This window comes from Lysinibacter cavernae, assembly GCF_011758565.1.
GTDB lineage: Bacteria > Actinomycetota > Actinomycetes > Actinomycetales > Microbacteriaceae > Lysinibacter > Lysinibacter cavernae.
Map to the genome: position 1 here is coordinate 1,951,154 of NZ_JAAMOX010000001.1, position 14,307 is coordinate 1,965,460.

Consider the following 14,307-nt stretch of genomic DNA (forward strand, 5'->3'; position numbering starts at 1 on the left):
TGCCGGTTGGGCGTATCTTGCAAGATACGCCCAACCGGCAAAAATACGCCGAAATAGTTGTCCACCGCGTCCCAACCACGAACGTGTCCACAAATCGCAGCCCAGCGAGCTGTATCGGGCGCCATGGTGTCAGCATGGGGTGATGCACACTCCAGTCCCCCTTCTTTTCGCGTCCCAAGCCACCAAGCTTCAGCGATCACGAAATGAGCTCTCGGCTTTGGCCCGGTCGGGCAAGCTCGTACGTCTTCGCCGAGGCGTGTACGCGAGTGCTCAAGGCTGGCAAAATCTCAGCCCTGAGCAGCAGCACGTCACTCGGGTCCACGCAGCGGCCAGGCACATTGCGCGTCCGCTAACGTTTTCCCACATCTCGGCGGCAGCCGTTCTTGGATTACCAATCAGCAACCGTCTGGGCAACAAGGTTCATGCACTGGATGAGTCGGTGGGAGGCACTGAAAAATATACTGACCTCCATCTTCACCGAGATCCAAATGATCCTAAGGCAACACTCCACGCAGGCTTATCAGTCACCTCGCTTGAGCGAACGCTGGTGGATGTTGCCCGCTCACGGCCAACCGGAGATGCCGTAGCAGCGCTCGATCATGCGCTGAGCAGACGTTTCCGAGACAGCTACCCAGCGGCGACAGGACTAAGCAAGCAGTTGCTTCTCGACACGCTACGGCACCTCGGTGCCGGCAAACACGGACGTCGAGCTGCGGCGTACGCAATCAATTTTGCGGATGGCCTTTCGGAGAGCGTTGGCGAGTCACGCAGCAGGGCCCGAATCGCGCATCTTGGGTTTGCTGCACCGGTCCTCCAGCACCGTTTTGAGGGTCTCCCCTACCGGGTCGATTTCTGGTGGCCAGAGCGACGCATCATTGGCGAATTCGACGGCAAATTGAAGTACCGGCGGAATGCCGGAATCACAGATTTGCCACCCGAGGAAGTCGTTTTCAGGGAAAAACGCCGCGAGGACGAGTTACGAAAGCACTGCAGCGGGTTCATTCGTTGGACTACTTCGATCCTCAATAACGACGTTGCTTTTGCGCGCCTCTTGGCAAATGCAGGCATCCCCCGGGGTTAGGCAGCAATTTGCTCAGTCGCCGGCATCAACAGCATCAACTCCTGCAGTCTTGCCCCCACCCACGCCCGCGCCCGCGCCCGCATCAGCATCAGCATCAGCATCAGCGCCCCTCACCCGCACCACCATCAGCCCCACCCACACCACTCCCACGCCCAACCAAACCAACAAATAGCACCACAAAAAAAGAGGACGAGCGGCGCCGAAGCACCACTCGCCCTCTTTCAAGAAAAACAGTCAGACTACGCCAAACGCGCCTTGAGGTTATCCGACAGCGTCTGCAGGAATTCCTCGGTGGTCTGGTAGGCCTGGTCAGGTCCAACCAGCAGCGCGAGGTCCTTGGTCATCTTGCCGCTCTCAACCGTCTTGATGACAACATCTTCGAGGGTGTTAGCGAAGTCGATAAGCTCCTGGTTGTTGTCCAGCTTTCCACGGTGGATGAGGCCACGGGTCCACGCGTAGATCGACGCAATCGGGTTGGTCGACGTTGGCTTGCCCTGCTGGTGCTGACGGTAGTGACGGGTCACGGTTCCGTGAGCTGCCTCCGCCTCAACAACCTTTCCGTCTGGAGTAGCCAGAACGGAGGTCATGAGACCAAGCGAGCCGAAGCCCTGAGCAACGGTATCGGACTGAACATCGCCGTCGTAGTTCTTGCAGGCCCAGACGTATCCGCCCTCCCACTTCATGGCCGAAGCGACCATGTCGTCGATGAGGCGGTGCTCGTAGGTGAGGCCGGCAGCGTCGAACTGCTCTTTGAACTCAGCATCGAAGATCTCTTGGAAGATGTCCTTGAAGCGTCCGTCGTATGCCTTGAGGATCGTGTTCTTGGTCGACAGGTATACGGGGTAGTTACGGTTGAGACCATAGTTGAGCGACGCGCGAGCGAAGTCGCGGATCGACGAGTCGAGGTTGTACTGTACCTGAGCGATACCGTCTGACGGCGCCTGGTAGACCTCAAACTTCATCGGCTCCGAGCCGTCTTCTGGAGCAAACTCAACCGTGAGCTTTCCCGGTCCCTTGAAGCGGAAGTCGGTGGCACGGTACTGGTCGCCGAAGGCGTGGCGGCCTACGATGATCGGTTTGTTCCAGCCGGGAACGAGGCGAGGGATGTTCGAGATAATGATCGGCTCGCGGAAAATAACACCGCCGAGGATGTTGCGGATGGTGCCGTTTGGCGACTTCCACATCTTCTTCAGACCGAATTCCTCAACGCGCGCCTCGTCGGGCGTGATCGTTGCGCACTTGACGCCAACGCCGTGCTTCTGGATCGCGTGAGCAGCGTCGATCGTGATCTGGTCGTCGGTCTCGTCGCGCTTCTGGATGCCGAGGTCGTAGTACTCGAGGTTAATGTCGAGGTACGGGTGGATAAGTGAGTCTTTGATGAACTGCCAGATGATACGTGTCATCTCGTCGCCATCGAGTTCAACGACGGTGCCTTCAACCTTGATCTTGGACATGAAACTCCCGTTATTTGGTCGCGCCTGAATCAGGGGGTGAAATGTGATCGATCGCTCAACGGTTACGTGAACGGTCCTGAGACGCGAGCGGATTGTCTGGGCTCAAAAGCCTCGCTTAGTCTACTAGACCCCTTGCACCGACTCCATTCCCGTCCGGATGAGTTGGGTATTTTCGTTCACGTTGCTGTCGAAACTCTCTAAAGCGCTGGCCGCTCCGAGCGCTTCTGGACTACCCTTACGTTATGAGTGAGCTACGGATTGAAGAACTGTCTGCCGCAACGATCGTTGCCGTAAACGCGCTCACGCTCAAGCCTGGCCAAGAGCAATTTATTGTTCCCGTTTCGTACGCAACGGCCGCCGCGGTGAGCGATCCTGCCCACGCATGGCAGCGCGTTGTCATGCTCGAAGATCAGGTTGTTGGGTTCATCCACGGCAACTTCGATCCGGATGCCGTTCAAGAAGAGTTCCGTTGCTGCCTTTGGCGTATCAACGTAGACGCCGGCACTCAGGGCAAAGGCGTTGGCAAGTTCGCACTGCAGCAGCTCTGCGATGAGGCAAAGCGTAGGGGTTTTGATCGACTCACTGTCCTGTGGGAACGTGGCGACGACGGCCCAGAAGAATTCTTCCTCCGCGTAGGCTTCACCCCCATCGGTGAGACCACCTATGGCGAGGTCATTGGCGCGCTCGAGCTTTCTTAAGCTCCCCACAAAGAAAACACGTTTCGTGGCAGAAGCCCAACAGCCGTCAGCATCAACGGATGAGCAGACCAGCGACGATTTTATTGCCGCTGTCCTTGATGTTGTTTCCCAAATCCCTGAGGGGCATGTGATGAGCTACGGAGGCGTGGCTGCTTCACTCGGTTCACGTGCGGCCCGCCAGGTTGGCAAGATCATGGCGTACTACGGCAGCACCGTTCCATGGTGGCGGGTCATCCGATCAGATGGATACGCGCCCGAAGGTCACGACGAAAGGGCACTCGAACACTACGAGGCCGAGGGGACTCCCCTACTTCCGACCGCATCCGGCCGAGTTCGGGTCAATATGAGGTTGGCTCAGCTTCGCCCGTGAGGAGCGCTTTGCCAAGCGAGGCCGGTTCGCTCCAACGGGTTTGCTCTGCGACTCCCCGCACGCAAACTCCAGCCTGAACGACGATCGGACCCTCCCATATTGGGAAGGCCCGACCAAGCGATGACTTCCTAGTGGAAGAAGTGGCGCTCGCCCGTGAAGTACATCGCGACGCCCGCAGCTCGGGCGGCAGCGATGACTTCCTCATCACGAACGGAGCCACCTGGCTGCACAACAGCGCGGACTCCTGCGTCCAGCAGCACCTGAAGCCCATCGGCGAAGGGGAAGAACGCATCGGATGCCGCAACCGCTCCAGCGGCACGATCGCCAGCACGGTCCACGGCGAGGTGGCAGGAATCAACACGGTTGACCTGGCCCATGCCAACACCGACTGAGGCTCCCCCGCTCGCGAGCAGGATGCCGTTTGACTTCACCGCTCGGCACGCAGTCCAGGCGAACTCAAGGTCGGCAAGCACGGCAGCATCCGGCTCGTCACCGGTTACGAGCGTCCAAGGCACGTCAGCACGAGACGAAACGACGTCAGTTGTCTGGGCAAGAAAACCGCCGGACACCTGGCGAATCTCCAGAGCCTCCCGCACGAAGCCTTCTGGAAGCTGCAGTAGGCGTAGGTTCTTTTTGGTCTTGAGTACTTCGAGGGCGTCAGCGTCGAAGGACGGCGCGACGAGTACCTCGGTGAAGATATCCTTCACGGTATTCGCCATCTCCAGGGTTACCGGCCGGTTGGCGGCGATAACTCCACCGTATGCGGATACCGGGTCGCACTCGTGCGCGCGCTGGTGGGCCGAGGCAATGGGATCGACTGCACCCGGTGCCGCGACGGCGATACCGCAGGGATTCGCATGCTTGATGATGGCCACGGCTGGCGTATCAAAGTCGAAGGCGGCACGCAGCGCGGCGTCGGCATCAACATAGTTGTTGTACGACATTTCTTTGCCGTGCAGCAGGGAGGCCTGGGCAATTCCGGCACCCGTTGGCGTGGCGTAGAGCGCTGCGTTCTGGTGCGAGTTCTCGCCGTAGCGCAGCTCGGAAACCAGTTCGGCATTGACAGCAAGCGTTGGGGCCGCAGCGGCCGCATCCTTCTGAGAGCTGAACCAACCAGCAACCGCCGTGTCATACGCGGCGGTGTGGGCAAAGGCCTCCGCGGCGAGGTCGGTGCGCTGGGCGAGCGTTGTCCCGCCCGAAGCAATCGCCGAAATAACCTCGTCGTATCGGGCAGGCGAAACCACAATGGCAACGTTGGCGTGGTTCTTGGCCGAAGCCCGAACGAGCGCGGGGCCGCCAATGTCGATGTTCTCGATCACAGCGGCTGGCTCGGCGCCCGATGCCACGGTCTCGCGGAACGGATACAGGTTGACAACTGCGAGGTCAAAGGCCTCAATACCGAGCTCGGTCAGCTGCTCGCGGTGCGGCTTCAGCCGGAGGTCGGCGAGCAGCCCCGCGTGTACTCCAGGGTGCAGCGTCTTGACTCGACCGTCGAGCGACTCGGGGAAGCCGGTGACCGAGCTCACATCGGTCACACTGTGCCCTGCATCCCGGATGGTCGAGGCGGTCGAACCAGTTGAGACAATCTCAACGCCGGCAGCGCTGAGTGCGGCCGCGAGTTCGAGCAAGCCCGTTTTGTCGCTCACCGAGATGAGGGCGCGCTTCACAGGCACAATGTCGCGATGTTCATACTGACTGGGGTCGTGATTGATGCTGACCATTGCTTAGCTGAGCTCCTTGAGGCTGATCTGTCCGGTTGCGATGTCGCGAATCGTGGCGACGAGCATGTCTCGCTCAACCGTCTTGATTCGTTCGTGAAGGGTGGATTCTGTGTCGCCGGCTTCAACCACAACCGTGGTTTGGCGAATGACGGGGCCGGTATCTACGCCCTCGTCGATGATGTGCACCGTTGCACCCGTTTCGGTTGCGCCGGCAGCGAGTGCGTCTCGCACGGCGTATGCCCCTGGATAGAGCGGCAGCAACGCGGGGTGGGTGTTGATGAGGTTGGGTGTGAGCGCTGAGACAACTCCGGCAGGAAGGATTCGCATGAAGCCGGCGCTCACCACAAGGTCAGCGTTCCACACCTGGATTTGATTCAGGAGCTCCTCGCCCCACTCGTCCCGAGAGGCAAATGCCTTCGGATCTACGATGAAGAACGGCACGCCAAATTCTTCAGCGTGGGCAAGCCCGTCTGCTTCGTTGTCTGCACCGACGGCGACAACGGTAACGGGTGTATCAGGACGCGAGGATGCCTCAAGGATGGCGCGGAGGTTCGATCCGCTGCCAGATATCAGCACGACAAGGGTGAGCACCCTCAAATCTTACTCTCGTTCGGGCCAGCGATATTCGTCTAGGGCACCATCAAGGGTGATCTCTTTGTCTGAGTCCAACTCTTCGGCGGAAGTCAGGCCGTCCTGATCGGCGCTCGTGGCTGGCGTGTGGCCGGTAGTTTCATGAGCGTCTTCACCGGTGGAGTGAAGATTTGAGTAGTCGTCGGTCATGTCGGGATCGGCTTCGGCTTCGGCTTCGGCTTCGCGGGATACCTGGGCCTTCGACAATTCATTGGCCGAATCGTCGAGCTGCTGATTCTCTGATCCCTCCTGCCCTAGGCGAGAGGAGACCTGGTCGTGATCGTAGACGTCAGCCGTCTCGTTCCTTGACGCACTCGATTCGCCCCCGACGACGGTTGAGATTCGAGTTTCTTTTGTCTTGAACTTGTCTCGCAGTGAGGCGGCTAGCGCCGATACTTTTTTCGGCAGCGCAGGCTGTTCCGCGTCGTCGCCCAAATCGCCCGCATGACGGAGGCCGTTGAGGTTCGCTGTCTCCTCCTGGGTTCGGTTCTGTTGGGCATCGTGTTCGTCGCGGCCCGCGTCAACGAAGACGTCGCTATGTCCGTGCCCGCGCCCGCACGGGTCACCGTCAGCGCCAGCGCCAGCGCCAGCGCCACCGTCACCGTCACCGCTACCGTCAACATCCGGCTGAGCCAGTTCGTTTTCTCGCTGACCCACGACGAGCGTTCTGAGCCCGGTGAGCGACGTGGTTGCACGGTCGAGGTCAATGCCGAGCGCGAGTGATTTCTGGCCGGCACCGGCTACTGCGAACCCGATGAGGCTGGCCGCACCAACAAACAACGCTGCCCAGAGCCCAACGGCAAGTCCGTTTGGACCAACCTCTTGCAGCCGAGCTGGCCCAATCGCGCCACTCGACAGCCAGGCAACGCCGCCAAGCATGATTGCGCTCGATCCTGCCGCCCCAAGAGCGCTCACGAGGAGCGCACCAAGCGGCACTGATGCACTCCAGTTTCGTCGAAGTGTTCCGTACATGCGGTAGCTCAAGATGAACGCAAGCAAAATCGGGATGAGCGTACCGAGCAGGCCCCAGGTGTGTGCCCCTTCCGGGAGTACACCAAAGATGGGAAGGGCTGGCACCGGTCCGACGTCTGTAGCCACTGGGCTTATGGTGCTGCCAATACCAAGGGCAAAGCCGGGGCCGAGCAGCCAGGAAACGGTCCAGGCGATGAGGTTCGGGATGAGCGCAGCCTGAGCGATGGTAAGTGTAATGGCCCCCATCACATCGACGTGCAGGGATTGGCTGAGGCTGACAATATCGGCATAGCCAACGATGAGTATCAACGCGAGTATCGCTGCGGCTGCTCCGTATACGCCAATCGCTACGACTGCGCCAAGTCGCAACCCGGTGAGGAGCGTTCGAACGGATGGCCCGGTGGCCCAGCTTCGCCAGCGTTCGAGCCGTTCGAGGGCTCGTTCAAAGCGAGGGGTGCGGTCTCGGGCGGAGGCGTAGACAAAACCGCCTATCGCGCTGAGACCGTAGATGAGCGCTGGGTAGAGGAGGTAGTGAGCCGGCTCGACGGACACAAAACCCTTGACGAGTTGGGATCCGATCAGCCACGCTCCCCCGAGGTACACGAGGATGCCGGTAGTGAGACCAACCACTGGTGTGCTTGAGGCGGAGGCCCGCTTTCCGAGCGCGATTCCGGCGAGGACGGTGATGAGCGTAATTCCCAGCGGGGCAAGGCTTATCACGAAGTTGAGGCTGTCGGTCCCTGCTCCGAGCGTTTGCATGGTGTCGGCATCGACGGTGAGGTTCAGGGGTACTTTGTTGCCAAGCAGCCAGGCTGATGCTGAGAGGCCGATGACGGTGGCGAAGGGGAATCCGAGTTGGTATTCGATCATCCAGAGCAGTACAAGCGGGATGAGTGTGACGCCGAGTCCTGCGGCGAGTACTCCGACTGCTTCTATGGCGACAACGATTGCCGTGATGATGCGTTTCATGTGGTTATGAGATTACCGGAGTTCGCCTGGGGATCGGCTTCGACCCGCCTGCCTCGAGCTGCGCCGTTGACTGAGGCGAGTCGTCTCAGAACAATGGCCTGGAACGCGTAGAGCGGTCCAGGCCATTGTTGGAGTTTCTTTAGTTTTCCACTGATTCACCGTAGAAGACGAGTTGGGGGAAGGCTTGCTTCGTTTGGAACGAGTTGTTGTTCGCCCCTTGATCAGGGAAACGGATGAACACGCGAACAAATCCCATTTCGCCACTCTCGACGGTGTCGAGGTTCACGATAGTCATGGCGGACTGTGTCGTAAATGGCAGTTTTGTTTGCCAGTTCATGTTGGTGTAATACGTTCCGACGTTTGAGGGGTCAGCGTAGTCGATTTTGTATTGAACTACTGATTTCAGATCTGGGTGGGTAGCTTTGCCGTCGATGTCTTGGATGGTCGCTTTCACGTTTCCTTTGAAATCTGAAGCTGGGTCCACTCGAAAACAGAGGTACACCTCTTGGTCTGGACCGCCCGGCTCGAATTTATTGTAGTACTGATAGAGGTCTACGCCGACCTTTTGGTCGGCTTCTATCCAGTCCACAAATTCTTGCCCAGCGCTGCATGCCTTTGTGTCCACGCCGCCCTCGGTGGCACCGGGAGGAACGCTGATTGACCCAACCTGGATGTTGAATTTTCCGGCAGCGATCCCTTTATCCTTTGCGCCAAGGTTGAGGTTGGCGAAGTCGGAGAATGCCGCGGACGTGACTAAGACGGTCAGGGCTACGGCAGCACCAAGCGCAAGGACAAGGCGCTTTCTTCCGACTGACTTACGTCTGGTGGTACCCATGTTTACGGCTTTCTGATCTGAGGAGGACGACGACTTTTGCGACACATTTGATCTAGGTGGTTGTACCGTCAAAGATCAGCTGGAGTCCGGACTGTCCTCCGTTGTAGTTCACCGTTTCCGGCACGTCGAGGTAGGTAATTGTGAGCGTTACGACGGCCTTGCTTGTGGGAACACCACCGGGAATATAGGTTGCTCCGTCTTGCTGGGCGACGATGCCTCTGGCATTGAGAATGTTGCTTGCTCCCAAGTTTGCCGTTGCGGTCTCGGCCGTTGCGTTTGTGAACAGGGGGATATCCGCACCCGCGCCAATTTTGGCCGTCGCCGTGAACCTCAGGAATTGGGTGATATTTGGCGCAGTGCCAACTTTGCCATCGCCGTTGAGCTTGCCAACGGTTACTTTCAGGGTTGAGTCCGCGTTTTTGGAGTTGTTGAAGACCGTAATGGCCGTGCTGACGGTCGAGCCAGGAACCATCTTGTCGGCATTAGTAATTGGCCAGTTGACTGCGGCGGCCTTGTTACCAGCAAGCGGCTTGGCTTGGACGACCTTGTTTGAAGCGTCCACAAGCGCAATGCTGTAAGGGCTCGCGTCTCCGAGGCCGGCAGCTCCGCCGAGGTTCAAGTATGCGTTATCGGTGAATGCGGCAGATGTGGCAAGAATGCCAACGCCGATGAGTGATCCAATGGCGAGGATGAACCGTTTTCTACCTGTTTTTGGAAGTTTGAAGGGCTTTTTCATGGCTGGTCCTCCACCTTTGGACTGACTATTGATCGATTACAAGAGAGCATTTCAGTCACGCGACTACCGTCTCTCTCCGGCGACGAAGAAGCAGGTATCCGAAGAACATAAGTGTCCCTGCAAGCACAAGATATGTGGCAAGTTCGGTACCTGTGAGCGTGAGCGGGCTTGGGGCATTTGGCCTTGGTACTTCGGCGGGGGGAAGAAGGGGCGGTACAACCGCATCATCCAGCTCCGTCGTAAAACGGAACGTAATTGCTGATCCTTGGAGCTGATATTCGTTGCCGGCGGTGACCGGCAATGACGCAGTTCCTACAAGCGAGTAGGTTCCCTTTGCTCCAAGGCTTGGCAGCGTGAACGTCTTATCAAGCAATTCTGAAGCATTCGTATTTGTCATAATTTCTTTACCGGCGGAGTCGACGAGGCGGACACTCAGTTGAGCATCACCGCTAAAGATCGGCGAGGTGGCATCACCCGTGACTTTGAGTCCAACGGGAAGCTCGCTGTCTGTGAGGTTGTTAACCGTCATGCCCCACTGCTCGTCATGTCCTGGGGCAGGAACTGAAACGCTCACGTTACCAGTGGGAACATCAATGAGGTCTCGCTCAACAGCCGATGCTGCAGCTGCCCCAGAAAACACGATGACGGAAGACACCGTAAGCCCTAACAAGCTCTTTGCGAGCAACTTCATGTGTTTTCTCCCTGAAAACGAAACTCAACATTCGTCTTAGCCACGATCCAACGATTGTCAACGTCGTCAGGAACACTAATAGTCACATCAAGCATTTTGTAATCCCCCGGACTAATCTGCGTATCCCAAACCATCGTCGTCAAATCAGACGCCGGCACGTTGTTATACAAGACAGTTCCCGAATCTTTCACCGTGAACTCAAGCTGATCAAACAACTCAAGAAAGCTTCCCGAAGATGCGTCCTTCGTCTCACCCAACGGATCAGGGTCAAGGATCTCCATAACCAATGAAGAACCAACCCTAGGGCTGTTATTCTTCACCGCAATACGAAAGTCAATCTTCATACCAGGCCCTACCGCCCGACTCTTACCTTCTTTTGCAAAATCAATCTGATAACCATCTTCAAGGGACTGATACTCAAGACCCAGGTCTGATCTCCCTTGAGCCCAATCGGCCTCAACCGGCTCCCATCCGTTCAATAATGAACCGGCCACTTGCAAGTCATAACGATTATTTGCACCATCAAACTCCACAACACTGTCACCGTAGTCAGTGAAAGCTGCAGCCGTCGTCAACAGCACACAGCCCAGCAGAACGCCGCTGGCAAGGAGAAATCTCCTATTACCGGTTTTGTCCTTCGTTGCAGACATATGGTCAATCCTTATTGCTGAGTGAATGAAGATGCCTGTGACAGAAACGTCACATGCAGCTACCGAGACGAGGGGAAAAGCAACCAACTACCGGAGCGGCAGCCTTTCCCCCCAATCGATTAAGCGTTACGGCGCAACCGAAACACCCTTGAACTGTGCCTGTGGGTGGGCAATGACATCCTTGAGGATCTCGTTGGCGGCATCACTACCGTGGTCAACCATCTTGATCGTGACAACAAGCTTGCCCTGCTCCTCGAGGTCGAGGAGACCAAGGTTCATCTGCGTAAGCTCCGACATCTTCTTGTTCGTTGCCAACGTCGTTGGGCTTCCGACAGCGGGGTGCTGAACGATGGTGTAAAGAAGAGCCGCGTCAGCGCTGGCGCTCGTTGGCTTCGTGCCAACAGGGTGCTCCGAAGCATCCCAGTGATCCACCAGGTCGAGAGTTACGGCAGCTTTGAAGCTACTACTCCAGTTACGGTAAGGAATGTTTGTAGTAACGGTGCCGCCAGGAACGAGCGTGTCTGCACCAGGAATTGGCACATCCTCACCGGCAACGCTGTCAGCTTCCTGCCAAACATAGTTAGCAGGAGCCGGCGCAGTCACAGGCAAACCAGTGACCGCATCAAACGTCGCGACCTGAATGTTAAATGACTTGTCAGGACCACCGGCACTGTCATTACCAATACCGTTTTCGCCAAGATTCAAGTTCGCGAAGTCGTTAAACGCAGCAGACGTCGCAAGTGCTGCAATACCCAGAAGAGCACCAGCAGCGATAATAACGCGCTTACGACCCTTGGTCTTAGTTTGAATTTCAGTCATGACGACCAAATCCCTTTCGTTAGTGATGAGTACAAAACGTGCAGCACCTGAATTCCCCATCCAGACAGACGCGGAGTCGTATTTGCAAGTTTGCGCGCACCAGAGGCGGTGCTATCAGTTAGTACACGAGAGCAAAGGAACGTTACACAAACTGTTCAAAATTATTTGAGAGCTTTCTGAATTGCCCGCGTGTCTCATCAAAGATGCCGAGTTCTTCCCCTAAGCATGTTGCTTCAAGCGTGAAACAATAGCCAATGAAGCGAGTGAATAATTCCCCAAAAAAACACCTGCTTATATATAAAGGTATAAACCAACCCTGAGGGGAGTCTGTGAGCTCTATCAGGCCGTCAACAAAAAGCACTCTTTTTGCCATTTCGGCTGAACGTTAGCTTTGTACTCCTCCAGCTGCACTTCTAACGGGCGCTGAAGGGAGTAGGGTGGTTATGCGGTTAGCGTGTTCTGACTTTCGTCGGGATGGCGCCGCATTCCCAACTTATTAGTGCGCTGCCGCACCCATTGTTGTGCGGAGCGCGAGATCACGGATTGGATGAGCGTGGATCTTTACGAGTACCAGGCACGAGACCTATTTGAGAGTTACGAGGTGCCAGTACTTCCCGGCATCATCGCTGACACCCCCGACGAGGTGCGTGCCGCTGCTGAAAAGCTCGGCGGCGTTGTGGTCGTCAAGGCGCAAGTAAAGGTCGGAGGCCGAGGCAAAGCAGGCGGCGTCAAGGTCGCTAAGAACCCTGACGAAGCCTACGAAGTGGCCAAGGCCATTCTTGGTCTCGACATCAAGGGCCACGTCGTCAAGCGCGTCATGGTTGCCGGCGGCGCTCGTATCGCCCAAGAGTTCTACTTCTCTGTACTGCTTGACCGAGCAAACCGTTCCTACCTGTCACTCACCAGCTTCGAAGGTGGCATGGAAATCGAACAGCTTGCTGTTGAACGCCCTGAGGCACTTGCTCGCATCGAGATCAACCCGAATTCCGGCATCGATCTTGCAAAGGCTCGTGAGATTGCCGTTGCCGCTAAGTTCCCTGAGGACCTTATCGACAAGGTTGCCCCGGTCATCGAGAAGCTTTACACGGTTTACACCGGCGAGGATGCGACCCTCGTTGAGGTAAACCCGCTCGTCCTCACCGAAGAAGGCGACATCATCGCACTCGATGGCAAGGTATCCCTTGACGAGAACGCTGCCTTCCGTCACCCGGGCCACGAAGCGCTCGAGGACGAAGCTGCCGCTGACCCACTTGAAGCGAAGGCGAAAAAAGCCGATCTCAACTACGTCAAGCTGGATGGCGAAGTTGGCATTATCGGAAACGGCGCAGGGCTCGTCATGTCGACGCTTGACGTTGTGGCATACGCCGGCGAGAACCACGGCAACGTCAAGCCAGCCAACTTCCTCGACATCGGCGGTGGAGCATCCGCAGAGGTCATGGCAAATGGCCTTGACGTTATCCTCGGCGACTCACAGGTGAAGAGCGTTTTTGTAAACGTCTTCGGCGGCATCACAGCGTGTGACGCTGTTGCGAACGGAATCGTACAGGCTCTCAAAATTCTCGGCGATGCTGCTACCAAGCCGCTCGTTGTTCGTCTCGACGGCAACAAGGTGGACGAAGGCCGTGCCATCCTGGCAGCTGCCAACCACCCGCTCATCACCCTGGCCACCTCGATGGACGACGGCGCCGACAAGGCCGCTGCTCTGGCCGCCAAGTAAGTAAAAGGACCCGAGACATATGTCTATTTTTCTCAACAAAGACTCTAAAGTCATCGTCCAGGGAATCACTGGCGGCGAAGGCACAAAGCACACGGCGCTCATGCTCAAAGCTGGCACCAATGTGGTCGGTGGGGTCAACGCCCGCAAGGCCGGCACCACGGTCACCCACGACGGCGGTGTAGAGCTCCCCGTTTTTGGATCGGTCGCTGAGGCTATCAAAGAAACCGGCGCCGACGTGTCGATTGCGTTTGTACCACCCGCATTCACCAAGGACGCTGTTATCGAGGCCATCGACGCTGAGATTCCGCTGCTCGTCATTATCACCGAAGGCGTTCCCGTTCAGGACTCGGCTGAGTTCTGGGCCTACGCACAGGAAAAGGGCAACAAGACCCGCATCATCGGGCCCAACTGCCCTGGAATCATCACGCCAGGCGAGTCACTCGTTGGCATTACCCCAAACAACATCACGGGCAAGGGACCAATCGGTCTCGTCTCAAAGTCGGGCACGCTCACGTACCAGATGATGTTTGAACTGCGTGACCTTGGATTCTCGACGGCAATCGGAATCGGCGGAGACCCAATCATCGGCACGACGCACATCGACGCGCTTGCCGCGTTCGAGGCTGACCCCGAGACCAAGGCAATCGTCATGATCGGTGAGATCGGTGGTGACGCTGAGGAGCGTGCTGCCGAGTTCATCAAGGCAAATGTCACTAAGCCTGTTGTTGGTTACGTCGCTGGATTCACCGCCCCAGAGGGCAAGACCATGGGCCACGCTGGCGCAATTGTGTCGGGTTCTGCTGGAACCGCCCAGGCGAAGAAGGAAGCCCTTGAGGCTGCCGGCGTCAAGGTTGGTAAGACTCCAAGCGAGGCAGCCCGTCTGCTCCGTGAGGTCTATGCAGCTCTGTAGTCGCTACACACAAAGCGCCGCTTTCCAGTTCAACTGGAAAGCGGCGCTTTGTTG

14 protein-coding genes are annotated in these 14,307 nt (G+C 57.4%); 5 read left to right on the forward strand and 9 right to left on the reverse strand.

All coding sequences use genetic code 11. From position 1 onward, the window contains the following. Positions 1-439: 439 nt before the first annotated feature. Entirely contained in the window at positions 440-1,081 is a 642-nt protein-coding gene (locus tag FHX76_RS08505; RefSeq protein WP_243848596.1) for a hypothetical protein, read from the forward strand. A 239-nt stretch (positions 1,082-1,320) separates the two neighbouring features. On the opposite strand, the gene FHX76_RS08510 is transcribed toward FHX76_RS08505, so the two are convergent. After that, a complete protein-coding gene (locus FHX76_RS08510) occupies positions 1,321-2,535 on the reverse strand; it encodes an NADP-dependent isocitrate dehydrogenase (RefSeq protein ID WP_167149791.1) in 1,215 nt (404 codons plus the stop codon). Between the two features lie 242 nt (positions 2,536-2,777). Here FHX76_RS08510 and FHX76_RS08515 point away from each other — a divergent pair, with 242 nt between their 5' ends. Together FHX76_RS08515 and FHX76_RS16555 are read left to right on the forward strand one after the other, a co-directional pair. Continuing rightward, positions 2,778-3,233 (forward strand): GNAT family N-acetyltransferase, encoded by a 456-nt coding sequence (locus tag FHX76_RS08515; RefSeq protein ID WP_167149793.1) that lies wholly within the window; start codon positions 2,778-2,780, stop codon positions 3,231-3,233. Between the two features lie 25 nt (positions 3,234-3,258). Continuing rightward, positions 3,259-3,603 (forward strand): MGMT family protein, encoded by a 345-nt coding sequence (locus tag FHX76_RS16555; RefSeq protein ID WP_341777899.1) that lies wholly within the window; start codon positions 3,259-3,261, stop codon positions 3,601-3,603. Between the two features lie 128 nt (positions 3,604-3,731). Here FHX76_RS16555 and purH read toward each other — a convergent pair whose 3' ends face one another. From purH to FHX76_RS08560, 8 genes are all read right to left on the reverse strand, one after another. Continuing rightward, positions 3,732-5,324 (reverse strand): bifunctional phosphoribosylaminoimidazolecarboxamide formyltransferase/IMP cyclohydrolase, encoded by a 1,593-nt coding sequence (purH, locus tag FHX76_RS08525; RefSeq protein WP_167149797.1) that lies wholly within the window; start codon positions 5,322-5,324, stop codon positions 3,732-3,734. A gap of 3 nt (positions 5,325-5,327) precedes the next feature. Continuing rightward, on the reverse strand, positions 5,328-5,915 hold the full coding sequence (gene purN, locus FHX76_RS08530) for a phosphoribosylglycinamide formyltransferase (protein WP_167149799.1): 588 nt from the start codon (positions 5,913-5,915) through the stop codon (positions 5,328-5,330). A gap of 9 nt (positions 5,916-5,924) precedes the next feature. Next, the gene (locus tag FHX76_RS08535; RefSeq protein ID WP_167149801.1) at positions 5,925-7,895 is read right to left on the reverse strand and encodes a cell division protein PerM; all 1,971 of its coding nucleotides are present in this window, start codon (positions 7,893-7,895) and stop codon (positions 5,925-5,927) included. Positions 7,896-8,034: 139 nt separating this feature from the next. Continuing rightward, the gene (locus FHX76_RS08540) at positions 8,035-8,730 is read right to left on the reverse strand and encodes a hypothetical protein (RefSeq protein ID WP_167149803.1); all 696 of its coding nucleotides are present in this window, start codon (positions 8,728-8,730) and stop codon (positions 8,035-8,037) included. Between the two features lie 52 nt (positions 8,731-8,782). Then, positions 8,783-9,466 carry a hypothetical protein gene (locus tag FHX76_RS08545; RefSeq protein WP_167149805.1) on the reverse strand — a complete coding sequence of 228 codons (684 nt, stop codon included), beginning with the start codon at positions 9,464-9,466 and terminating at the stop codon, positions 8,783-8,785. A 55-nt stretch (positions 9,467-9,521) separates the two neighbouring features. Then, complete coding sequence (locus tag FHX76_RS08550) at positions 9,522-10,157, reverse strand: hypothetical protein (protein ID WP_167149807.1); 636 nt, start codon at positions 10,155-10,157, stop codon at positions 9,522-9,524. Then, a complete protein-coding gene (locus FHX76_RS08555; RefSeq protein WP_167149809.1) occupies positions 10,154-10,807 on the reverse strand; it encodes a hypothetical protein in 654 nt (217 codons plus the stop codon). The genes FHX76_RS08550 and FHX76_RS08555 overlap by 4 nt, the downstream gene beginning before the upstream one ends. A gap of 126 nt (positions 10,808-10,933) precedes the next feature. Beyond that, the gene (locus tag FHX76_RS08560) at positions 10,934-11,626 is read right to left on the reverse strand and encodes a hypothetical protein (RefSeq protein ID WP_167149811.1); all 693 of its coding nucleotides are present in this window, start codon (positions 11,624-11,626) and stop codon (positions 10,934-10,936) included. A gap of 553 nt (positions 11,627-12,179) precedes the next feature. On the opposite strand from FHX76_RS08560, the gene sucC reads away from it, so the two are divergent. Both sucC and sucD read left to right on the forward strand, forming a co-directional pair. Next, positions 12,180-13,343, forward strand: coding sequence for an ADP-forming succinate--CoA ligase subunit beta (gene sucC, locus FHX76_RS08565; protein WP_167150457.1), 1,164 nt, complete (start codon positions 12,180-12,182; stop codon positions 13,341-13,343). Positions 13,344-13,362: 19 nt separating this feature from the next. Beyond that, the gene (sucD, locus tag FHX76_RS08570) at positions 13,363-14,253 is read left to right on the forward strand and encodes a succinate--CoA ligase subunit alpha (protein WP_167149813.1); all 891 of its coding nucleotides are present in this window, start codon (positions 13,363-13,365) and stop codon (positions 14,251-14,253) included. Positions 14,254-14,307: the final 54 nt, after the last annotated feature.